General features: G+C 30.4%; 21 protein-coding genes. 3 read left to right on the forward strand and 18 right to left on the reverse strand.

All coding sequences use genetic code 11. The features are described from left to right. Positions 1–2: 2 nt before the first annotated feature. From UXY25_RS03190 to recR, 10 genes are all read right to left on the reverse strand, one after another. Entirely contained in the window at positions 3–1151 is a 1149-nt protein-coding gene (locus UXY25_RS03190; RefSeq protein ID WP_320814555.1) for a glycosyltransferase family 4 protein, read from the reverse strand. Continuing rightward, positions 1148–2359 (reverse strand): glycosyltransferase family 4 protein, encoded by a 1212-nt coding sequence (locus UXY25_RS03195; RefSeq protein WP_320814556.1) that lies wholly within the window; start codon positions 2357–2359, stop codon positions 1148–1150. Before UXY25_RS03195 ends, UXY25_RS03190 begins: the two co-directional genes overlap by 4 nt. Continuing rightward, on the reverse strand, positions 2359–3102 hold the full coding sequence (locus UXY25_RS03200) for an FkbM family methyltransferase (RefSeq protein WP_320814557.1): 744 nt from the start codon (positions 3100–3102) through the stop codon (positions 2359–2361). Before UXY25_RS03200 ends, UXY25_RS03195 begins: the two co-directional genes overlap by 1 nt. A 1-nt stretch (position 3103) precedes the next feature. Then, on the reverse strand, positions 3104–4381 hold the full coding sequence (locus UXY25_RS03205; protein ID WP_320814558.1) for an O-antigen translocase: 1278 nt from the start codon (positions 4379–4381) through the stop codon (positions 3104–3106). Between the two features lie 13 nt (positions 4382–4394). Next, positions 4395–5672, reverse strand: a complete 1278-nt coding sequence (locus tag UXY25_RS03210; RefSeq protein ID WP_320814559.1) for a nucleotide sugar dehydrogenase — start codon at positions 5670–5672, stop codon at positions 4395–4397. A 10-nt stretch (positions 5673–5682) separates the two neighbouring features. Then, entirely contained in the window at positions 5683–7071 is a 1389-nt protein-coding gene (locus UXY25_RS03215; RefSeq protein WP_320814560.1) for a UDP-glucose 6-dehydrogenase, read from the reverse strand. A 3-nt stretch (positions 7072–7074) separates the two neighbouring features. Next, positions 7075–8058: an SDR family oxidoreductase gene (locus UXY25_RS03220; protein WP_320814561.1), complete on the reverse strand. Its 984-nt coding sequence runs from the start codon at positions 8056–8058 to the stop codon at positions 7075–7077. A gap of 3 nt (positions 8059–8061) precedes the next feature. Further along, positions 8062–10524 (reverse strand): polysaccharide biosynthesis tyrosine autokinase, encoded by a 2463-nt coding sequence (locus UXY25_RS03225; protein ID WP_320814562.1) that lies wholly within the window; start codon positions 10522–10524, stop codon positions 8062–8064. An 11-nt stretch (positions 10525–10535) separates the two neighbouring features. Then, positions 10536–11327, reverse strand: coding sequence for a polysaccharide biosynthesis/export family protein (locus UXY25_RS03230; RefSeq protein ID WP_320814563.1), 792 nt, complete (start codon positions 11325–11327; stop codon positions 10536–10538). Positions 11328–11402: 75 nt separating this feature from the next. After that, the gene (recR, locus tag UXY25_RS03235) at positions 11403–12023 is read right to left on the reverse strand and encodes a recombination mediator RecR (RefSeq protein ID WP_320814564.1); all 621 of its coding nucleotides are present in this window, start codon (positions 12021–12023) and stop codon (positions 11403–11405) included. A 75-nt stretch (positions 12024–12098) separates the two neighbouring features. Between recR and UXY25_RS03240 the strand changes: the two genes are divergently transcribed. Further along, positions 12099–13547, forward strand: coding sequence for a sodium:solute symporter (locus UXY25_RS03240; protein ID WP_320814565.1), 1449 nt, complete (start codon positions 12099–12101; stop codon positions 13545–13547). Here the strand turns inward: UXY25_RS03240 and UXY25_RS03245 are convergent. Beyond that, positions 13518–13874, reverse strand: a complete 357-nt coding sequence (locus UXY25_RS03245; RefSeq protein ID WP_320814566.1) for a CoA-binding protein — start codon at positions 13872–13874, stop codon at positions 13518–13520. The two genes, UXY25_RS03240 and UXY25_RS03245, sit on opposite strands and share 30 nt — an antisense overlap. Before the next feature lie 196 nt (positions 13875–14070). On the opposite strand from UXY25_RS03245, the gene UXY25_RS03250 reads away from it, so the two are divergent. Then, positions 14071–14697, forward strand: coding sequence for a MarC family protein (locus tag UXY25_RS03250; protein WP_320814567.1), 627 nt, complete (start codon positions 14071–14073; stop codon positions 14695–14697). A 69-nt stretch (positions 14698–14766) separates the two neighbouring features. Here the strand turns inward: UXY25_RS03250 and ctlX are convergent, their stop codons facing one another. Both ctlX and UXY25_RS03260 read right to left on the reverse strand, forming a co-directional pair. Beyond that, a complete protein-coding gene (ctlX, locus tag UXY25_RS03255) occupies positions 14767–15705 on the reverse strand; it encodes a citrulline utilization hydrolase CtlX (protein ID WP_320814568.1) in 939 nt (312 codons plus the stop codon). 18 nt (positions 15706–15723) lie between these two features. Further along, positions 15724–16638: a dimethylarginine dimethylaminohydrolase family protein gene (locus UXY25_RS03260; protein WP_320814569.1), complete on the reverse strand. Its 915-nt coding sequence runs from the start codon at positions 16636–16638 to the stop codon at positions 15724–15726. A 147-nt stretch (positions 16639–16785) separates the two neighbouring features. Between UXY25_RS03260 and UXY25_RS03265 the strand changes: the two genes are divergently transcribed. Further along, positions 16786–17151, forward strand: a complete 366-nt coding sequence (locus UXY25_RS03265; RefSeq protein ID WP_320814570.1) for a hypothetical protein — start codon at positions 16786–16788, stop codon at positions 17149–17151. A 61-nt stretch (positions 17152–17212) separates the two neighbouring features. Here the strand turns inward: UXY25_RS03265 and UXY25_RS03270 are convergent, their stop codons facing one another. The 5 genes from UXY25_RS03270 to UXY25_RS03290 all read right to left on the reverse strand — a co-directional run bounded on the left by UXY25_RS03270 (position 17213) and on the right by UXY25_RS03290 (position 22719). Further along, on the reverse strand, positions 17213–18496 hold the full coding sequence (locus UXY25_RS03270) for a citrate synthase (RefSeq protein ID WP_320814571.1): 1284 nt from the start codon (positions 18494–18496) through the stop codon (positions 17213–17215). Positions 18497–18657: 161 nt separating this feature from the next. Beyond that, positions 18658–19953, reverse strand: a complete 1296-nt coding sequence (eno, locus tag UXY25_RS03275) for a phosphopyruvate hydratase (protein WP_320814572.1) — start codon at positions 19951–19953, stop codon at positions 18658–18660. A gap of 11 nt (positions 19954–19964) precedes the next feature. After that, positions 19965–21074 carry a glutamine-hydrolyzing carbamoyl-phosphate synthase small subunit gene (gene carA / locus UXY25_RS03280; protein WP_320814573.1) on the reverse strand — a complete coding sequence of 370 codons (1110 nt, stop codon included), beginning with the start codon at positions 21072–21074 and terminating at the stop codon, positions 19965–19967. A 114-nt stretch (positions 21075–21188) separates the two neighbouring features. Next, positions 21189–21665 carry a 50S ribosomal protein L17 gene (gene rplQ, locus UXY25_RS03285; protein WP_320814574.1) on the reverse strand — a complete coding sequence of 159 codons (477 nt, stop codon included), beginning with the start codon at positions 21663–21665 and terminating at the stop codon, positions 21189–21191. A 61-nt stretch (positions 21666–21726) separates the two neighbouring features. Continuing rightward, complete coding sequence (locus UXY25_RS03290; protein WP_320814575.1) at positions 21727–22719, reverse strand: DNA-directed RNA polymerase subunit alpha; 993 nt, start codon at positions 22717–22719, stop codon at positions 21727–21729. Positions 22720–22721 lie beyond the last annotated feature (2 nt).

A 22721-nucleotide genomic window follows, 5' to 3' on the forward strand; every position in this document is an offset into this window, starting at 1 on the left:
TTCTAAATTTTATTCAATTGATCAACAAAGTTTTCAGCAACTAATTCTATATCAAAAAAACGGGTAGCATTTTCAAATGAATGAACTCCATTTCCCATTTCTGAAAGATTTTTTACTAAAATGAAAGCTTTTTCAAACTCTTCAAATGTAATTTCATTGACAACTACACCATTATTTTTAGTCACAATTTCATTACAATTACCTGCAAATTTAGTAGTTATAATTGGCAATTTAGCAAAACTTGCTTCAATGAGCGTTAAAGGATTTGGATCATTTTTAGTTAATAACAAAAAAATATCAGACGAAAACAACAAATCTCTTACTTGTTCTTTCTTTTGATTTCCTAAAAAGTGAATGCTTTGAACAGATTCCTCTTTGCCTTTTTGAATCATTTTTTCTTTTAATGATCCTTCACCTACAACCACTAAATGATAATTATCCTTTTGGATATCACTTAGTTTATTCCAAAAAGACACTAATTCAACAATTCCTTTTCTGTCTTCAATTTGAGAGACTTGAATGATTAGCTTAGAGTGAATAGGTATATTAAAATGTTCTTTTATTTTATTTGAATCACCAATTGACCAATTTTCAGGCTTGCTAAAAAAAGCTCCATCAACTGTATTGGGCAAGATAACTATTGGTTTTACATCTAAATTTAAACTTTCAAAAAGATATTTTTCACTTCTAGAATTTGGAACAGCAAAAACATCAAACTTATTTTGAATGTACTTTCTAATTTTTGGAACAAAACCTTTCTTGTGCAAGATACTTCCATCATGACCTTCGCTCCAAAATATTTTTTTATAAGTATTATTAAAATAAGTATTAAATAAAACACTCAACATTACAGTGGGCATGTTCCAAGAACCCGCATATAAAATATAATTTGGATCAAACGATTTAGTTTCTTTTAAAACGCCGTAATTAAAGTGCAAATACAATCCTTTAGCATTTAAATGCTGCCCATTTAAAATACTATACTCAAAATTTTGTTCCTTTAAATCAATTTCCCAATGCCTGTCAGGCTCATTTTTTGCACAATACAACACTTTTAATGCTCCTGATCCTTCTTTTAACTTATTGTTTAAAACATTAAAAAAAGCAATTCGATAAGGCGTTGGAATATTTGTTACAACAAGTATTTTCATGATGCTATTGAATTTAAATGTTGCACAAAAGCTGACCTGAATTTTTCCCAATTATACGCTTGAGCAGTTAAATGAGCTTGATGTCCAATAGAATTTACTAAAGTAAAATCAGACTGTAATTCTTTTATAATAGTTGTAATTTTATGAACATCTCTAATGGGAACTACATAACCATCTTCAGCATTAGTAATGATATCTAATCCTGCTGTATTCTCTGTTGTAATTACAGGAATTCCAGTTGCCATTGCTTCTAGTATAACTTGACCAAAACCTTCTAATACAGAAGGCAAAACAAAGCAATGTGCTTTTTGTAATTTTTCTATTAAAAAATCTTGGGAAACATTTTTAAAAACTTCAATTGGGAAATGATAACCTGCCAGTAAATTTTCATCAAAAATACCTCTACCTATTATGGTTAATGAAACATTTGACAATCCATTCATAGCCTCTAATAAGTAAGTAATTCCTTTTCGTTGATTTAAACTACCTATAAAAATGATATTGAATATTTCTTGTTGTTGTCTTTTAGCATATTGAAACTTAGAAACATCCACACCATAAGGAATTACACTAATTAATTTGTTCTTCACTCCTTCAAATTCCAACGTTTTTTTTGTAACAGAACTAGCACAAATATAATTTGTAGCTAAACTAATTTCGTTCTTTAATTTTTGAATTGCATCGTTTGGTAAAGAGTATTCATACTCTTGCATTAATGTGTTTTTAGACTTAGGATTTAACCCGATTTCTTGGTCAAAAAGAGTTTTAACATAACTTATATGAGGATGAAATTGAAAAAGAATTTTTGGATGTATAGGGTTATTAAAAAATGCATCATAAGCACATGTATTCACAGCTATTATGGGCACATTATTTTTTTGGCTTATTTTTTTGGCTTTTAAACCTAAAGCATATCCTTTTTTTCTATCAAAATTTACATTTTTTGTGAGTTGAAATAATAATTCAAAAAAAAGTGCTCTATAAGAAATTATTACTTTTTCACTTGGCAATCCTTCTTTAAAACGCAAGGCAAACTTTTTTTCAGTTCCGAAAAAACAAGCAACTTTCTTAAAAAAGAAATTATCCAATGGAAAATAAGCTTCAGTAACTAAAAAATACAATTGATTATGTTCTTGCAATGCAAGAGCTATTTGGTAATCATCTCTGCGACCAGCATGAACAACAATATATGGTTTTGCATCAGTCATTAAATTAGTTTAATTTTTTTAGCTACAACATTAGAGCCGTAAACTGCTAAAATATCAAAACCTAATGATTTGATTTTCTGTATCATTTCATCTACAGTAATTAACTCATTATTAATTTCAATAGGATGTAGTTCTATAATCATTAAATGACAATTTTTAAACAAATCACTTTCTTCAAAAAGGAAAAAGTATTCCGCTCCTTCAATATCAGAAACTAAAACAAAGTCAGTAATATTATGTACTTGTAAAATAGAAGAAAGTTTTTTTAAATTACTCAAACCGCTTTCTCCTTTTACAATTTTACCCATTGTATTATCAGTACCCACTGAAAAAACATAACCATCAGCACCAATTATTGTGTTATAACATTTTACATTTTGAATTTTATTCAATTGTAAATTATTTTCAATTACTGGAATAAACCTAATGTCTGCCTCAAAAGAAAAAATAACAGCATCTGGATTAGCCTTTGCAATTGTTGAAGTTACTACACCAATACTTGATCCTAATTCTACAATAGTTCCTTTATAATTTTGAAGGTATTGTGAAATAAAACGAACCTCAGCACTTTCATATGTTTTAAAAAATAAAGAGGCAGCAATTTTCTTTTTTATTACAACATTTGAGATGTCAATAATTAGATTATTGAATCTGATTTTATGTTTATATAAGATGGAAATAACACTTCCTGTTGTATTATTTACTAAAATCTTCGCTATGTATTTTTTAAGCAACAACATCATGTTATATGTTTTTAAATTTTGTTTTATACCAAAAAAGCAAAAATAACCAATAGCTAAAAGTATAAATTGGATAAGCCCATAATATTACTGATAAGCTCGTGTAGTTATTTATAAAATAATAGTTCAAAACGCAATATAAGGCTGAAAAAATAATTTCGGCAAAAATAAGTATAGAAGTTTTTCCTCTGCTTAATAAGACCATCAGTAAAAGCATTTTACTAATGGAAAAAACATCGCCAATTACTTGAATATACAACACCTCATTAATGGGTAAAAACTCATTTGACAAAGCTAAAGGTATAAGCCATTTCTTTAAAAGCAATAAAATAGCTCCTAAAAAAACAGTTCCTGAGATGAAAATTTTATTGGCAAAAATTAACTCATAAGAAATTTCTTCTTTGGTTTTTAACGAACTTAATTTAGGGAAAAAATACACTCCAATTGCACTTGATATCAACAACAAATACATACTAGAAACTCTATTTACACCTTCCCAAATTCCTGCAATAGTAATACTTAACGTTTCTGTTAATAAAGTTCTAACTAAAATTTGAATAAAAGGAAAGCAAAAAGCACTGATTATAACATATAGTGAGAAATGAGACAATTCTTTTAAAGTCACTTTATCAATAGATAGTAAAACATTTTGTTTCCATTTAATAACCTTGCTGTGAAACAAACTGACAAAAAAGATTGTTGATTGGGTTAAAACATAAGCTAATAACGCTCCCTCAATTTTATAAAAAACTACTAATAAAATAGTTAAGAACAAACTAATAATACTGGCCCAAATGTTTACATAAACATATTTTTTAAAAAATTGCAAACCATTTAATGCCGATAAAATAAAATTATTTATTGCTATTAAAGGAGTACAAAAAGCAATAAACACAACCAACCAGCCATACTTAGCGTCAATGAATATAAATTCAGAAATGATTGGATAAAAAAGTATTAGTAGAATTCCAATAAAGATTGAAAAAAACAAATTAATCGTAAAAGACGTTGACAAAACTCTTTTTAGTTGAGCTTCATCTTTTCGATATTCACCCGTTAGTTTAACAACACCTGTTCCTGTAGCTGCTGTAGAAACTTGAATAAGTATTGTAATGAAATTTGTTAACTGTCCTAACATCGCTATACCGGCAGGACCAGTAAAAACAGCTAAAAATTTTGCTGAAATAAATGATGAAATTATTTTTATTATTGTTGAAACAGAAGTAAAAGTAGACACCTTTACAAGTTGTGATTGAACAACGTTTTTAAAAACCGATTTCATAAATAATTAGATATTACAACTTCCCATCTACAGCATCAAGAAGAACACCTTTTACATCGTAAAGAACACTTTTTTCCTTTTTTAATAAAGACAAATCTAATGTTTCAAATTCTTTATGGGCAACTCCTAAAATAATGGTGTCAAATTTTTCACCTGGAGCATTGTTTGTAATTTCAAGCCCATACTCATGTGCGACTTCTTTTGGATTGGCCAAAGGATCAAAAATGGTAACACTTACTCCGTATTCTTTTAAAGACGAAATAACATCAACTATTTTTGTGTTTCGAACATCTGGACAATTTTCTTTAAAAGTAATTCCCAACATTAAAATCGAAGCACCATTTACAACAACTCCTTTCTTAATCATATGCTTTATCACTTGTGAAGCTACATACTCTCCCATACTATCGTTCAACCTTCTTCCAGCTAAAATAATTTCAGGATGATACCCTTTTTCTTGTGCTATTTGTGCTAAATAATAAGGATCAACACCTATACAATGTCCGCCAACTAAACCGGGCTTAAATGGAAGAAAATTCCATTTGGTTCCTGCTGCTTCTAAAACAGCTTTTGTATCAATTTCTAATAAATTGAAAATTTTTGCCAACTCATTTACAAATGCAATATTGATATCACGTTGCGAGTTTTCAATTACTTTTGCGGCTTCGGCCACTTTTATAGTTGGAGCAAGATGAGTTCCTGCTGTAATTACAGATTTATATAATTCATTTACTTTAATTCCAATTTCTGGAGTAGAACCAGCAGTAACTTTTAATATTTTTTCAACCGTATGCTCTTTATCTCCTGGATTAATACGCTCTGGCGAATAACCTGCAAAGAAATCTACATTAAATTTTAATCCAGATATTTTCTCTAAAACTGGCACACATTCATCTTCAGTAACTCCTGGATAAACAGTTGATTCATAAATAACTATATCTCCCTTTTTCAATACTTTTGCAACAGTTTCACTTGCTTTATACAAAGGGGTTAAATCGGGCTTGTTGTGTTTATCAACTGGAGTTGGTACAGTGACGATATAATAATTGCACAACTCAATTTCTTTTAAATCATTTGTACAAAACAATCCTATAGTATTAGAATTAGTATCTTTTAATACCGCTTTTAAAACTTCATTCTCAATTTCAAGTGTAGCATCAATACCTTTATTAAGTTCATTTATTCGATTTTGATTGATATCAAAACCAACAACATTAAACTTTGTAGCAAACAAACGAGCTAATGGTAAACCTACATATCCTAAACCAATAATTGCAATTTTTGTACTCATATTTTATTTTTTAAGAACCAATAGACTGGTAAACGAATCCAATTTTTTCTAATTTCTCTTTATTCAATAAGTTTCTTCCGTCAAAAATAAATGCTGGTTTAAGCATTGAATCATATATTTTTTGCCAATCGTATGTTTTAAACTCGTCCCATTCAGTCAGTACTGCTATAGCATGAGCGTTCTCACATACTTTATAAGGGTTTTCTAAAACCGAAACGCCACTTTTGTTATCACTTTCATTTCTTGATTCTAAGTAATCCAAATCAAAAAGTATTTGCTTTTCATTTACCTTAGGATCATAAACCGAAATTTTAGCTTGTTCGGAAAGCAAGTAATCAGCAACATAAATTGCAGCTGATTCTCTAGTGTCGTTAGTGTCTTTTTTAAAAGCCCAACCTAAAAAAGCAATTTTTTTACCAGAAACAGTATTATATAATGTTTTTATAATGTTTTTTGCGAACCTTCTTTTTTGATGATCATTCATAATAATCACTTGTTCCCAATAATCAGCCACTTCGTTTAACCCATATGATTGAGCTATATAAACTAAATTTAGAATGTCTTTTTGAAAACACGAACCCCCAAAACCAACAGATGATTTCAAGAATTTTGAACCAATTCTACTGTCCATTCCAATTGCTTTTGCGACTTCGTTTACATCAGCTCCTGTTTTTTCGCAAAGTTCCGACATAGCGTTTATAGAAGAAACTCTTTGTGCTAAAAAGGCATTGGCTGTTAATTTAGATAATTCAGAAGACCAAACATTTGTTGTAAGAATTTTATCTTTTGGAACCCAATTAGAATAAACATCTACTAATAACTGAACAGCTTGCTGTCCTTCATTAGAAGAGTCACCACCAATTAAAACCCTGTCTGGTGCTAACAAATCTTCAACAGCTGTTCCTTCTGCTAAAAATTCTGGATTAGATAAAATTTGAAATTTCACTCCATTACCCGTATGGTCTAAAATATCTTTAATTGCACTTGCTGTTCTTACAGGCAATGTTGATTTCTCAACAACTATTTTATTCGTTTTAGCAACTCTTGCAATTTGGCGAGCACATAATTCAATATATTTTAAATCTGCAGCCATCCCTTTACCAACTCCGTAGGTCTTGGTAGGTGTATTTACTGAAATAAAAATCATTTCAGCCTCATCAATTGCTTTATCTACTTCTGTAGAAAAAAATAAATTACGTCCTCTTGATTCGGCTACAATTTCACTTAAACCTGGTTCATATATAGGTATATTAGAAACATCTGCATCATTCCAAGCAGCAATTCGCTCTTCATTTAAATCTACAACAGTAACCTTAATATTAGGGCATTTTTGCGCTATAATTGCCATTGTTGGACCACCAACATAACCTGCGCCTATACAACATATATTTTTAATCATATCTTATTTTAAATTTTTCCAGTACCATTCAACAGCCTCTCTCAAACCTTCTTTTAATGAATACTTTGGATTATAATTTAATAATTTTTTTGCTTTTTCAATACTTGCTAAAGAATGAGGTATATCGCCATCTCTTATAGAGTCATACTTAACTTCAATATTTGAAATCTCAGGGTCAAATTCCGATAAATACTCTTTTAAATATTTGATCAATTCGTTTAGAGTTGTTCTATCTCCATAAGCAGTATTATAAACTGTATTTATTGCATTAATATCTTTAGTTTCTAATGCTTTTTCATTCATATGAACTACATTATCAATATAAGTAAAGTCTCTCGAAAAATTTCCGTCACCATTGATTACTGGGCTTTCGTGATTTATAAAACTTTTTACAAATTTAGGAATAACAGCCGCATAAGCTCCATTAGGGTCTTGGTTTCTTCCAAAAACATTAAAATACCTAAGTCCGATTACTTCTATTCCATACGTTTTACTAAAAACATCTGCATATAATTCATTAACATATTTAGTTACTGCATAAGGAGATAATGGGTTTCCAATTACATCTTCTAACTTTGGCAATGCTTCTGAATCACCATATGTAGATGAACTTGCAGCGTATACAAATCTTGCGACTCCTTCTTGAGTTGATGCTCTTAAAATATTTAAAAAACCAGAAACATTAACTTCGTTAGAAGTTATAGGGTCGTTAATTGACCTTGGCACAGAACCAAGAGCGGCTTGGTGCAACACGTAATCAATTCCTTTTACTGCCGCTTCACAAACTGTATAATCTCTAATGTCACCTTCAATTAATGTAAAGTTTTTGTTATCGATTAAATGAGCAATATTATGAAAATGACCTGTAGCAAAATTATCTAAACAAACTACTTCATTATTTTTAACAAAATAATTACATAGGTTAGAGCCTATAAATCCTGCACCTCCTGTAATAAGTATTTTTTTATTCTTTATTGCGTTTTCCAAACTTTAAGAATTTTTATTTCTAAACTTATTTAAGATTTTTTTCAAACCTTTTTCTTCTAACACTCCTTCATGATATGATTCTCCATAAGCACCGTAACCGTAGCCGTAGCCATAACCGTAACCATAACCGTACTTTGTTTTATTCTCAAACCCATTCAACAATATGCTAATATTATTTAACTCTCCTCTTTTGTGCTTTTCATTTACCACCGCAAGCATTCCTTTTTTGGTAAACCCTTGTCTAGTAACATATATTGTTGCATCCGAAAATTTCGATAATTCTAAAGCATCCGAAACTAAACCTACCGGAGGAGTATCTAAGATAATATAGTCGTATTTTAACTTTAGCTCTTCAATCAATTCATTCATTGACTCTCCCAATAACAATTCAGCGGGATTAGGTGGAATTGGCCCTGATGATATAACATCTAAAAATGGTATATGAGTTGATTGGGTTACTTCTTCTAATGTTTTTTGGCCTATTAAATAATTAACAACACCCGTAATGTTATCGATATTAAAATCTCCGAAAATTCTTGGTTTACGTAAATCTAATCCAACAATTACAGTTTTCTTATTACTTAATGCAAAAACAGTAGCTAGATTTATTGAACAGAATGTCTTTCCTTCTCCACTTACTGATGATGTTAGCATTAAAATTTTTGAGCCTCCAACATTTTGTTTTTTATACATAAACTGTAATGAAGAACGAATTGCTCTAAAAGATTCTGCCAAAGGGGATTTTGGTTTTTCAAAAACAGATAAATTATTCAAGGTATTTTTTTTACCAATAACTCCAATTAATGGAATTTTGGTAAGCTTCTGAATATCTTCTGTTGTGTTTATATTATTATCTAATAGCGTAATTAAAAAGATTATAGAAAACGGCGCTAAAAAACCAATTAATAAAGCTAAAATATAATTGATACTTGTCTTTGGTCCTCTTAAACCTCCTCCAACATCTTTTGCCGGATCAATAAAATCTACATCAGAAATATTAGCCGCTTTAACAATTTCTGCCTCACTTCTTTTTTGCAAAAAAGTACTGTATAAATTATCTTTTAAATCATACTTTCTTGTAATTTTTATTAATTCCTGCTGTTGTTCAGGAAGTGTATTTATTTCTCCCTCAATTGTTGCTATATTTCTGTTTACAATAGACATGTCTACATTCAAAGCTGCTCTAGCACTAATAATATTTTGCAACAAAACCCTCTTTAATGCCTCCATTTCTGAATCAAATTCGGTAAACATTTTATCACTCTTAACTGAATATCCCAACTCTGCTCGTTGTGTAGACAATTGAATTAATTTTGAAACGTTTGTTATAATATTTGGGTCGTCAATTCCTGCCACAGAGGGTGCGGGCAATTTTGAAAAGTCATTGTTTTTAAGCAAATAAGAGTTAAGTAAATTTAAATATCTGCTTTTACGTTCTAATTCATCTTTAGTTACATCAAAATCTGATACTTTTTGTGTTAATTTTTCACCACCCGCTTCTAATTGAAAAACATTTTTTCCTCTTCTAAAATCTTTTAACTCATTTTCCGCATCCTTAATTTGCCCTTCCATTTGCAATAATGTACTGTCAATAAAATTAATAGTATTGGTAGCAAATTGATTTTTACCGTCCAGCTGAATTTTTTTCAGCAAAGTCACAGTTGTGTTTAAATACTTAACCAATCTGTATTTATTTGCTCCGTGCAACTGAAGCGACACAACTGATGCAGCCTTTACATCAGCTGAGACATCAATCTCCTTGTATTGAGCAACTACACTATTAAAGTCGCTAAATCGTATGTAAAATTCTTTCCCTTTGAAATCAATTGCATCAGGATTTAAATGCAATTTAAGATTTAAGAAAGGCAAGCTGACTTCTTCGTCAACCCTATATTTTTTAACAAAGACATCATTTTGTTGACCTAAATCATTTCGTGAATCATCTACATAATGAATAAGTGATCCTGAAGGATATTCAGTAAAATCTACACTTAATTCATATTGATTTGAAGACAAAAATTTAATCTTAATTGGTGTGTTTAAAAGCTGCCCTTTGTTTTTATTAATCTTTACATAAAAAGGAACACTTCCATACACATCTTCAAAATAATATTTCCCTTTTACTTCATAATTAATATAGTATTCTAAATTTTCGACAACCAATTCATTATGCGAACGCGATTTTAAAGTAGTAATAACCGTTTGCACTTTGTCTGAAACGCCTCCCCAGTTAAAAACTAAACTTGTATTAGCTGAAAAAAATGGATTATTTTCATCTTTAACAACTATACTAGATTCCATCCCATAAACCTTTTCTTTTCTAACATTAACATTATAAGCAATGAGAAAAGTAATTACAAAACTCAACACAAACCACTTCCAATAGCTGATGATTTTCAAAAAGAATCCTTTGAAATCGAAATTTGATTGAGACTCAAAAAAAGCAAAATCTTTAGTATCTAACATCCTTACTTCTATTATAGATTTTTTGTTAAGAAAATAGTTGTCGCAATTAAAGACATAGCAGATACTATTGCTCCAATTGTCTCAACACCTGTTTTTCCAGTTCCCCAAGATTTTTGCCTCAAAGGTTTGATGTAAATATAATCGTTTGGCTGTATATAAAAAACAGGAGAATCAAATGCTTTTGAACTTGTTAAATCAATATAATGCGTTTCAAAGCCTTGAGGTAATTTTCTAATAACTTGCACTTCTTTTCTATTTCCAGTTATCGTAATGTCGCCTGAATTGGCAATTGCTTCCATTATATTTACCTTGTCCTGGAACAAGACGTTTGTTCCTGGAGAACCAATTTCCCCATTTACTGTATACCTTAAACCTGCTAATTTAACATTCACAAACAACCTTGCTTCATTTTTAAAATATTCATCTAGCAGTTTTTTTTCTACTTCATTTTTTACTTCTTCAACTGTATAACCCAAAACATTTAAATTTCCTAAAACAGGAATATTAATATTTCCATGATCATCAACAGTAAATCCACTAAAATAAAGCGCTTGTTGACTTTGTTGAACTTGACCTCCCGCAGTGGTAGGACTAAACATTTCCACCAACCTTTGATCTAAAGCTTTTATTGTGATTGATAATATATCATTAGTTTGAATACGATATGGACTTGAAGATTGATTCACTTCAATAAAACCCTCTTTTTCTTGTGTTTTTTGCAAGTAAACTAAATTTTTATTTGTTATGCATGAAGTAGCACAAGCCCACATCATTAATATGCATATATATCTATATAATTTCATTAGATTTTATTTAAGAAAACAAATATAGTTTTTAGAATTAAATTTGAGAAATTTAAACCCTTTAATATTAAAAAATTAATTATACTTTAATGAGTTTTCAAACGGAATTCTATGCAATAAACTTCTCCCTAATGTAACTTCATCTGCATATTCAAGTTCATCTCCAACAGCAACTCCTCTAGCTATTGTTGATGTTTTAACATCAAATTCTTTAATCTGTTTATAAATGTAGAAATTAGTTGTATCCCCTTCCATTGTTGAACTTAGTGCAAAAATAACTTCTTCAACATTTCCTGCTTTAATTTTATCTACTAAAGTTTTAATTTTCAACTGACTAGGACCTATACCCTCAATTGGATTAATCTTACCTCCTAAAACATGATAAGTCCCTTTATACAACCCCGTATTCTCAATTGCCATAACGTCTCTAACATCTTCAACCACACAGATTAAACCCTTTTCTCTTTTCACATTACTGCATATTTGGCAAATAGCATTATCTGAAATATTATGACATTCCTCGCAGTAAGAAATCTCACTTCTTAATTTAAACAATGAAGTGCTCAAATTTTGAGTTTGATCCAATGGCTGACGAAGTAAATGCAATGCTAATCGAAGTGCTGTTCTCTTACCAATTCCAGGCAATTGAGCAATTTCATTTACAGCGTTTTCTAGTAATTTTGAAGGTAATTCCATAGTTGCAAAAATACAAAACTATGTCATTTAATTATTAAGATATTCTTTTATCTTTGTTTGAAATTAATCAAAATTATGAATCCAATATCAATCCTTATATTAATACTATCTTATTTTAGTGTACTTATTTTGTTTTCTTACTTTACTGGGAAAAAAGAAGTTTCAAATAACGATTCTTTTTTTAAAGCAAATAAACAATCTCCATGGTATTTAGTAGCTTTTGGAATGATAGGCTCTTCCCTTTCTGGTGTAACATTTATTTCTGTTCCTGGTAAAGATGAAGGTGCTCAATTTGTTTATTTTCAAATTGTTTTAGGATATATTATTGGATATTTCATAATTGCAACAGTATTACTCCCACTCTATTATAAACTCAATTTAACTTCTATTTATACTTATTTAGAAGATCGATTTGGCAAATATGCTTATAAAACCGGAGCTTGGTTTTTTATCGTCTCTAGAACAGTGGGATCTAATTTAAGGTTACTTTTAGTTGCTAATGTTTTACAAACTTTAGTTTTTGAACCATTAGCAATCCCATATTGGATTACAGTTACAGTAACTATTTTATTGATTTGGGTTTATACATTTAAATCAGGAATAAAAACCATCATTTGGACCGACACACTTCAAACATTTTTCATGTTGGTTTCTGTAGGAATTTGTATCGTTGTAGTTTCTGAAGATTTAGGATTAAACATTTCAAATTTTTCAAATTTTATTGCCGATAGCTCATTTTCTAAAACTTTCTTTTTAGAGAATGCAAACGCACCTACCTATTTTTGGAAACAATTTTTATCAGGTATTTTTATTGCAATTGTTATGACTGGCTTAGACCAAGATATGATGCAAAAAAACCTGACTTGCAAAACATTAAAAGACGCTCAAAAAAACATGTTTTGGTTCACAATTGTACTCACGATTGTAAACTTCTTCTTTCTTGTTTTAGGCCTTTTATTTACTGAATATGCTTTAAAATACGGAATTGATGCTCACGGCGATGCTTTATTTCCAATTTTAGCCAATAAACATTTAGGAATTGTAGTAGCTTTTAGTTTCTTACTTGGATTAATTGCTGCGGCATATTCAAGTGCAGATAGCGCATTAACATCTCTAACAACCTCTTTTAGTATAGACATTCTTGACATTGAGAAAAAATACGACGAAGCAAAACAAGTTGCAATAAGAAAGAGGATTCACTTAATGTTTGTGGTCATCTCTATTTTTGTAATCTTATTTTTCAAATATGCTTTCAACGACTCCAGCATAATTGATAAAGTATTGAAATTTGCAGGATTTACTTACGGACCTTTATTAGGGCTTTACAGTTTTGGATTATTCACCAAATGGAAAGTAAAAGATGTCTTAGTGCCAATAGTAGCCATTTCAGCTGTGATTATTTCATTATTACTAAACAACTTCAGTTTTGATTGGTTTGGTTTTAATTTTGGTTTCGAAATATTAATTGTAAACGGATTACTAACTTTCTTAGGCCTAATATTGATTCGTAGCAAGCAAAACTAAAGTGCACGATTCTTCAAAAGCAATTTGATGTGCTTTTAGAATTTTATAGAATTCTTCGTTTTCAGTCCCAGGATTAAAGATCACTCTTCTTGGTTTTAATGAAAGGATATAGTCATAATATTCTTTTTGCCCTTTTGGATTTAAATAAAGTGTTACCGTATCAATTGCATGGAAATCTAATTTTTCAGTTTCAATTGGAATATCCAAAACCATTCCTTTTTTAGCCCCAATTGCTACTACTTGATGACTTTTTGCAATTAAATTATTAATTGCTTTATAAGAATATCGCTCTTTATTTGTGGAAGCTCCAATGACAAGTGTTTTCATATGCAGATTATTTTTATTGGTCATATGGTATCGCACCATCTTCATTAATTGTTTTTATTTTATAAAAACTTTTTATCAATGGCGATTCCATATATTAAGAATATTTACATAAAATTACTAAAATAATTATAACTTTGGGTTAACATTAGATTAAAAGCTATTTAAAAAAGTAGCTATATATTTGCAAAAAAAACTTATGGAGCTATTTATTTATGTATTCGCAGCATTATTTTCTGTAATTAACCCATTAGGATCAATCCCTATTTTTGTTGGACTTACACAAGACGACACTAAAAAAGAACGATCAAGAATTTCAATTTGGGCTGCTGTAAATGTTGGTATAATTCTTTTAATTTCTTTTTTTATTGGAGAATATGTGTTGAATTTTTTCGGAATCAGCATTGATGCTTTAAGAATTGCCGGAGGAATTATTATTGTAAACTCTGGATTTTCGTTATTATCTGGAAACATAAGCAAGCGTAAAGGTTTAAATAAAAGAGTAACTAATGATGCGATGCACAGAAACGACATTGCACTTACTCCATTAGCAATGCCTATGCTTGCCGGACCTGGATCAATGTCTTTGTTAATTGCAATGTATCAGGAACAACCTGCAATTTCTCAAAAAATAACAACTTGCGTTGCCATTTTATGTGTTGCCATTTCTATTTTTTTTATTCTAAAAAGCGCACATTATCTTTCTAAAATACTTGGTGCTTCTGGGCTTGTTGCTATTTCGAGAATAATAGGATTTATTGTCATTGCAATTGGAATTCAATACATAAGTAGTGCTGTAATAAACATATTGAAGGTCGCTTTATAAATCAAAAAAGACTTCATAAAAAAATCCCAAACAATGTTTGGGATTTTTTTTTATTTTATATCTATTAAATTATGCTTTAGGCAAGAAAACTTCAGCCATCATGCAACGTGCACTTCCACCACCACAAAGTTCAATAGTATCTAAACTCGCATAAATAATTTTACAATGCTTTTCAATTTTAGCTATTTGATCTTTCGTTAAACATTGATATGCTGCATTACTCATAATTAAAAATAATTCGTCATTTGCTCCACGAACCTGCAGCATATTCCCTGCAAAATTATTTACTTGTTCTTCAGTAATTAAAATTACTTCTTTACCACTGTTTTTTAAACGCTTTAAAACATTTTTTTGTTCTGCTTTATCATCAATACAATCAGCACAAACGACAGCAAATGTTTCTGTTAAACACATCATCACATTAGTATGATAAATATTTTTTCTTTCTCCATTTGACAATGTTTGAAAAGCTTCAAAAATTACTGGATCATAATGAAAATCTTCACAAAACTCAATAAAAAGCTCTTCATCTGCTCTTGGAGACAAAGCACAATATGCAATTTCGTTTTCTCTATCTAATAATATACTACCTGTGCCTTCTAGATACAAATTATCTTCTTCAGCAGAAGTGTAATCTACTATGTTTTCAATTTTAAATCCTTTATCTTCAAGTAAATCTAAAATTTCTTCACGTCTTTCTAATCTTCTATTTTCAGCAAACATAGGATATAGAGCAACATCTCCGTTTTCGTGGAAAGAAACCCAGTTATTTGGAAAAATACTATCTGGAGTATCTGGTTTAATAGTATCATCAACCACAATAACGTTAATTCCTACAGCTTTTAATCTTTCTACATAATTATCGAACTCTTCTTGAGCTTTCGCATTTACAGTAGCAGGTAAAAGACCGTCTAAAACTTTTTGATAGTAGTTATTTACTGCAGTTTGTTCGTTCATACGGAAAGCAACCGGACGAATCATTAATATTGTATTTGTTGTTTGTTTCATTTTGTATTTTTAATAAAATTATTCTCTAATTAATGGCAATGTTGAACAGCGAAGTAAACCTTCTTGTTTTGCTATTTCAGCATAAGGAATTTCTTCTACTGTAAATCCTTGTTCTTTGAACCAATTATTTAATCTTGTAAAGTTTTTTTCAGAAACAACAACATCTGGAGCAATTGAAAAAACATTAGAATTCATTCCATACATTTCTTCTCTTGTAATGTGAAATAAATTTTCCTTTCCAAAAAGATTTACTAAATACATGTAATCTGCTTCCTCACGAAAACCGCTTTTGTAAATAATCCCTTTATCTTTCCCTACAGGTTGAAAACAACAATCTAAATGCAATGCATTATCTTTTGCTTCAATTTTAGATTTCACTAAGTCAAATTCTTTAACAATTTTATGAGGAAATAAGTTTTTAATATAATTTACACCCTCCATATTGGTTCTTGCAGTAATATAATCTTTATAATCTGAACCTTTGTAAGTACCTATAAATACATGATCGTTCCATACCATAACATCTCCCCCTTCTATATGAACTTCATCTGGCGGACGAACCACTTTTTTAGGATCAATTTGATCAATTACATATTGTATAGCATCTAATTCACGTTCTCTTTCTGGCAGTATATTAGCTTTAACAAAGACATCATCAATTACAAAACCAATATCTCGTGTGAAGATTTGATTGTAATTTTCAATAATTTCTGGCCTATAAACTTTAACATCATATTTTTCAAAAACCTGATTAAGAGCTTCCATTTCTTTGACCATATCTTCTTCTACAGGATATGTTCCTGCAAGAATATGTTCTAATGACTTTGGATCATAAGCTTCTTCAACTGTTGGAGTTGGCCCATTGCTTATTGCAGTCCCTAAAACGACTGCTTTTAATCGTGATGATTCGTTTTTTACATTTAATTGTAACATAAATTAGCTTTTTGGCTTTGCACAAAGATAAAAAACTGAAAGTGCATTTTAATAAAAAAATATATAATTATTCACATATTTAAATAATAAACACAAAATAACTAATTCTTTATTTACATTTGATTACTAACAAATAATAAATAAATTATGGGGATTTCAAGTTTTTTTGGTTCGCTTTTTGGAAAAGCAAAAGGAACTGCAGGTAATGTAAGTGACAAAGTTGAAAATATGGCAGAAATTGCAATTGATAAAGCTACAGAAGCAGCTAGTGACTTAAAAGGAAAAGCCTCTGAATTAATTGATGATGCGTCTGACAAACTAGACGAAATGGGTGTTGGTGAAAAAGTATCAGATTTTGTTGATTCTGCAAAAGAAAAATTAGAAGATGCTGCTGAATGGGTTGAAGAAAAAACAGCTGACACTAAAGAAACGGTATCTGAATTAGCAAACAAAGTAGAAGACAAGATTGACGATTTAACTGGGAAGACAGAAAAAGAAGGAGAAGAAGAATAAACTATAGAAAACAAAAAAATCCCGATAAATCGGGATTTTTTTATGTTTAATAATCAATAAATTATCTTTTTTCAACTGGAACGAATGGTCTTAAATTAGCTCCCATGTAAACTTGTCTAGGACGACCTATAGGCTCTTTGTTTAATCTCATTTCTTTCCATTGTGCAATCCAACCTGGCAAACGCCCTATTGCGAATAAAACCGTATACATTTCAACAGGTATTCCCATCGCTCTATATATAATTCCAGAATAGAAATCTACGTTTGGATATAAACTTCTAGCTTTGAAATATTCATCTTCTAAAGCTACTTTTTCTAATTTCTTAGCAATAGCCAACAATGGATCATCAACTCCTAAAGCTCCTAAAACATCGTCAGCTGCTTTTTTAATAATTGTTGCTCTTGGATCGAAATTTTTATATACTCTATGTCCGAATCCCAATAAACGGAACGAATCTTCTTTATCTTTTGCTTTTAAAACGTATTTATCAACATCTCCACCGTTATCGTGAATTTCTTGTAACATTTCTAAAACTGCTTGATTAGCACCACCGTGTAATGGCCCCCATAAAGCAGAAACACCTGCAGAAATCGAAGCAAATAAACCAGCATGAGAAGAACCAACTATTCTTACTGTAGATGTAGAACAATTTTGTTCATGATCTGCATGAAGAATAAATAACTTATCTAAAGCAGCAACTACTTTTTTATCCATTTTATATGGCTCAGTAGGAATTTCAAACATTAAACGCATGAAGTTCTCTACATATCCTTTTGTATTATCGTAATAATTTAAAGGATAACCCATTCTTCTTCTATATGTCCATGTTGCAATAACCATGAATTTACCCATAGTTTTACAAACTGCATCATACAATTCTTTTTCATTATCAACATTTACCGGTGTAGGGTTAAATGCCGTTAAAGCACTTGTTAAAGAAGATAAAACACCCATTGGATGAGCTGTTTTAGGAAAACCTTCTAAAATGGTTTTCATTTCTTCATTAACTAAAGTGTATTTTTTTATATCACTTTCAAATTTTTCTAATTGTGAAGTTGTTGGTAATTCACCAAAAACCAATAAATAAGAAACCTCTATAAAGTTTGACTTATCCGCTAATTCTTCAATTGAATAACCTCTATAACGCAATATTCCTTCTTCACCATCTAAAAAAGTAATTTCACTATTACATGAACCTGTATTTTTATATCCTGGATCAATTGTAATTGCACCTGTTGCTCCACGCAACTTTTCTATATCGATAGCTACTTCATTTTCAGTCCCAATATAAACTGGGAACTCATACTTTTTGCCATCTAGCTCTAATATTGCAGTTTTTGACATATTTACTAAATGTATTTTATAATTTTATGAACATTGCGAATTTAACGAATAATAATTTAATTCTAAAGTAATTATTAATAATTTATCGTTAATTATTTAAATAAAAGAACCTGCTAATAACTTAATATTAGCAGGTTCTTTTATTAATTTATTAAAAAAAATTATTTTTTTATCTTAAAAGCATTTGCTCCAGGAAAATACGCAACTTCATTCAACTCTTCTTCAATTCTTAACAATTGATTATATTTTGACATTCTATCTGAACGAGAAGCCGAACCTGTTTTAATTTGTCCGCAGTTTAAAGCTACAGCTAAATCAGCAATTGTATAATCTTCTGTTTCACCAGAACGATGAGACATTACAGAAGTATAGCCCGCATTATGCGCCATATTAACAGCGGCAATCGTTTCAGTTAAAGTTCCTATTTGGTTTACTTTAATTAAAATAGAGTTTGCGATTCCGTTATCAATTCCTTTAGACAATCTTTCTACGTTAGTTACAAATAAATCATCGCCAACTAACTGAACTTTATCGCCAACTAAATCTGTTAGAATTTTCCAACCGTCCCAGTCATTTTCATCCATACCATCTTCTATAGAGATAATTGGATATTTTGTAGTTAATTCAGCTAAATATTCAGCTTGTTCTTGAGAATTTCTAATTTTTCCAGCTTCACCTTCAAATTTAGAATAATCATATTTACCGTTTACATAAAATTCTGCCGAAGCACAATCTAATGCAATCATTATATCATCACCAAAAGTATAGCCAGCATTTTCAACTGCTAATTTAATAGAATCTAATGCATCTTCTGTACCTCCTGATAAATTTGGCGCAAAACCACCTTCATCACCAACTGCCGTTGATAATTTTCTATCGTGTAAAACTTTCTTTAAATTATGGAAAACCTCAGTACCCATTTGCATTGCATGAGTAAAGCTCTTAGCCTTTACAGGCATAATCATAAACTCTTGAAAAGCAATAGGAGCATCTGAATGAGAACCTCCATTAATGATATTCATCATTGGTAAGGGTAATGTATTGGCAGAAACACCCCCTACATACCTATATAAAGGCATTCCTAATTCGTTTGCAGCCGCCTTAGCAACAGCTAAAGAAACTCCTAGAATTGCATTTGCACCTAATTTTGATTTATTTGGAGTACCATCTAAATCAATCATTATTTTATCAATAGCATTTTGCTCAAAGACTGAAGTGCCTAATAATTCATTAGCAATATCAACATTCACATTTTTAATAGCCTTGCGAACGCCTTTACCCATAAATTCTTTACCACCATCTCTTAACTCAACAGCTTCGTGCTCTCCAGTTGAAGCTCCACTTGGTACAGCAGCTCTCCCTAAAGTTCCATTTTCAGTAATTACATCCACTTCAACAGTTGGATTACCTCTAGAATCAAAAATTTGTCTTGCATGAACTTTAATAATGATACTCATTTTGTATGTTTTTAATTTTTTAATGAAATGATGTTTTCTATAAACTGATCAAATAAATAAGTTGAATCATGAGGTCCTGGGTTAGCCTCAGGGTGATATTGTACCGAGAAACAATTTTTAGATTTAGAATGCATTCCTGCAACAGTATTGTCATTTAAATGTAAATGGGTGATTTCTAAATCTGGATGCGCTTCTAACTCTTCTCTATTAACAGCAAAACCATGATTTTGAGAAGTAATCTCACCTTTACCAGTTATTAAATTTTTAACAGGATGATTAATCCCTCTATGTCCGTTAAACATTTTATAAGTTGAAACTCCATTTGCTAAAGCAATAACTTGATGCCCTAAACAAATACCAAATAAAGGCTGATTCTCATTCATGATATCTCGGGCAACTTGTTGCGCGCTTATTAATGGCTCTGGATCACCAGGTCCATTTGAAAGAAAATAACCATCAGGGGCAAAAGATTTCATGTCTTCATAAGAAGCATTGTAAGGAAAAACCTTAACATAACAATCTCTTGAAGCCAGGCTTCTTAGTATATTAGTCTTGATCCCTAAATCTAAAGCGGATATTTTATATTTTGAATTTTCGTTACCGTAATAATACGCTTCTTTAGTAGAAACTTTAGATGCCAACTCTAATCCTTTCATATCAGGAATAGCATCAAACTCTTTCATTAACACTTCAACTGGCGTACCGTCTGTACATATAACAGCATTCATTGCGCCATTATCTCTAATATAACTAACCAATGCTCTTGTATCAACATCAGAGATAACAATTATATTTTCTTTTTCTAAATAGTCATACAGACTTTGTTCAGCAGATTCTCTAGAGTAATTAAAACTAAAATTTTTACAAACTAAACCAGATATTTTTACTGAATCTGACTCAACTTCTTCATGATTTACACCATAATTTCCAATATGAGCATTGGTAGTAACCATGATTTGACCAAAATAAGATGGGTCAGTAAAAATTTCTTGATAACCAGTAGTACCCGTATTAAAGGCAACTTCTCCATAAGTTTTTCCTTCTATACCTATTGACTTTCCGTAAAAAATAGTACCGTCTTTTAACAGTAATAAAGCTTGAGGGCGATTAATGTATTTCATTGTGTGTATGTGTGTTGTTGATTTGCAAATTTAAATTAAAAAATGAAATTATTACATATAAAAAAAGGATAAACATTGTTTATCCTTTTTTTATATGTAATCAAATTATCATGATTATTCTGCAGTATCTGTGTTTTCAGAAGCATCGGCAGCAGGAGCATCAGCACCATCTGCTTTTTTCTTACCACGACGTGTAGTTTTCTTAGCTTCTTTTTTACCAGCTGTATAAATTGTGTTGAAATCTACTAATTCGATCATTGCCATATCAGCATTATCTCCTAAACGATTTCCTAATTTAATGATACGTGTGTATCCACCTGGACGGTCAGCTACTTTAGCAGCTACTTCTCTGAATAATTCAGTTACAGCATATTTATCTCTTAACTTAGAGAAAACAATACGTCTGTTGTGAGTAGTATCTTCTTTTGATTTTGTAACAAGAGGCTCAAAAAACATTTTTAAAGCTTTTGCTTTAGCAACAGTTGTATTGATACGCTTATGTTCTATTAACGAACAAGCCATATTAGCTAACATAGCTTTTCTGTGACTTGTTTGTCTACTTAAATGGTTGAATTTTTTTCCGTGTCTCATGACTAACTATTTAACCTTCATCTTGCTGCAATCCGCTTTGGAGAGCAAAATATGAAGTAATTTATTCTTTATCTAATTTATATTTGCTTAAATCCATTCCAAAAGAAAGATTTTTAGCTGCAACCAACTCATCAAGTTCTGTAAGAGACTTTTTACCAAAGTTTCTGAACTTCATTAAATCATTCTTATTGAAAGAAACTAAGTCTCCTAACGTATCTACTTCAGCCGCTTTTAAGCAATTTAAAGCTCTAACAGACAAGTCCATATCAACTAATTTAGTTTTCAATAATTGTCTCATATGTAAAGATTCTTCATCATATGATTCTGTTTGAGCAATTTCATCAGCCTCAAGTGTAATTCTTTCATCAGAAAACAACATAAAGTGATGAATCAACGTTTTAGCTGCTTCAGTTAAGGCATCTTTAGGATTGATAGAACCATCTGTTTGGATTTCAAAAACTAATTTTTCATAATCAGTTTTTTGCTCCACACGAAAATTCTCAATTGAATACTTAACATTCTTTACAGGAGTGTAAATAGAGTCAGTATATATTGTACCAATAGGTGCGTTTGCTTTTTTGTTTTCTTCAGCAGGAACATAACCTCTACCCTTTTCGATAGAAAGCTCCATGTTGATAGTTGTTTTACTGTCTAAATTACAAATAACTAAATCTGGGTTTAAAACTTGAAAACCAGAAATAAATTTTTGGAAATCACCAGCAGTAATTTGTTCTTTATTTGTTAAAGACATAGAAACAGATTCATTATCAACATCTTCAATTTGTCTTTTAAAACGAACTTGTTTAAGATTTAAGATAATTTCTGTAACATCTTCTACAACACCAGAAATAGTAGAGAATTCGTGTTCAACTCCTTCCATTCTAACAGATGTAATAGCGTATCCTTCTAAAGAAGAAAGTAAAACTCTTCTTAATGCATTACCAACAGTCAATCCATAACCAGGTTCTAAAGGTCTAAATTCGAATTTACCTTCAAAATCGGTTGAATCGATCATGATAACTTTATCGGGCTTTTGAAAATTAAATAATGCCATAT

The sequence above is a fragment of the Flavobacterium sp. genome (assembly GCF_034111225.1).
In the GTDB taxonomy this organism is placed as follows: Bacteria; Bacteroidota; Bacteroidia; order Flavobacteriales; family Flavobacteriaceae; genus Flavobacterium.

Coding starts and splice junctions, on each gene's coding strand:
- carA (WP_320814573.1), bottom strand. CDS start 21,074: ATGAAATACATTAATCGCCCTCAAGCTTTATTACTGTTAAAAGACGGT.
- UXY25_RS03265 (WP_320814570.1), top strand. CDS start 16,786: ATGGGGATTTCAAGTTTTTTTGGTTCGCTTTTTGGAAAAGCAAAAGGA.
- UXY25_RS03270 (WP_320814571.1), bottom strand. CDS start 18,496: ATGTCAAAAACTGCAATATTAGAGCTAGATGGCAAAAAGTATGAGTTC.
- UXY25_RS03210 (WP_320814559.1), bottom strand. CDS start 5,672: ATGAGTACAAAAATTGCAATTATTGGTTTAGGATATGTAGGTTTACCA.
- UXY25_RS03200 (WP_320814557.1), bottom strand. CDS start 3,102: ATGATGTTGTTGCTTAAAAAATACATAGCGAAGATTTTAGTAAATAAT.
- UXY25_RS03195 (WP_320814556.1), bottom strand. CDS start 2,359: ATGACTGATGCAAAACCATATATTGTTGTTCATGCTGGTCGCAGAGAT.
- UXY25_RS03230 (WP_320814563.1), bottom strand. CDS start 11,327: ATGAAATTATATAGATATATATGCATATTAATGATGTGGGCTTGTGCT.
- recR (WP_320814564.1), bottom strand. CDS start 12,023: ATGGAATTACCTTCAAAATTACTAGAAAACGCTGTAAATGAAATTGCT.
- UXY25_RS03260 (WP_320814569.1), bottom strand. CDS start 16,638: ATGTTACAATTAAATGTAAAAAACGAATCATCACGATTAAAAGCAGTC.
- eno (WP_320814572.1), bottom strand. CDS start 19,953: ATGAGTATCATTATTAAAGTTCATGCAAGACAAATTTTTGATTCTAGA.
- UXY25_RS03250 (WP_320814567.1), top strand. CDS start 14,071: ATGGAGCTATTTATTTATGTATTCGCAGCATTATTTTCTGTAATTAAC.
- UXY25_RS03240 (WP_320814565.1), top strand. CDS start 12,099: ATGAATCCAATATCAATCCTTATATTAATACTATCTTATTTTAGTGTA.
- UXY25_RS03205 (WP_320814558.1), bottom strand. CDS start 4,381: ATGAAATCGGTTTTTAAAAACGTTGTTCAATCACAACTTGTAAAGGTG.
- ctlX (WP_320814568.1), bottom strand. CDS start 15,705: ATGAAACAAACAACAAATACAATATTAATGATTCGTCCGGTTGCTTTC.
- UXY25_RS03245 (WP_320814566.1), bottom strand. CDS start 13,874: ATGAAAACACTTGTCATTGGAGCTTCCACAAATAAAGAGCGATATTCT.
- UXY25_RS03290 (WP_320814575.1), bottom strand. CDS start 22,719: ATGGCATTATTTAATTTTCAAAAGCCCGATAAAGTTATCATGATCGAT.
- rplQ (WP_320814574.1), bottom strand. CDS start 21,665: ATGAGACACGGAAAAAAATTCAACCATTTAAGTAGACAAACAAGTCAC.
- UXY25_RS03190 (WP_320814555.1), bottom strand. CDS start 1,151: ATGAAAATACTTGTTGTAACAAATATTCCAACGCCTTATCGAATTGCT.
- UXY25_RS03215 (WP_320814560.1), bottom strand. CDS start 7,071: ATGATTAAAAATATATGTTGTATAGGCGCAGGTTATGTTGGTGGTCCA.
- UXY25_RS03225 (WP_320814562.1), bottom strand. CDS start 10,524: ATGTTAGATACTAAAGATTTTGCTTTTTTTGAGTCTCAATCAAATTTC.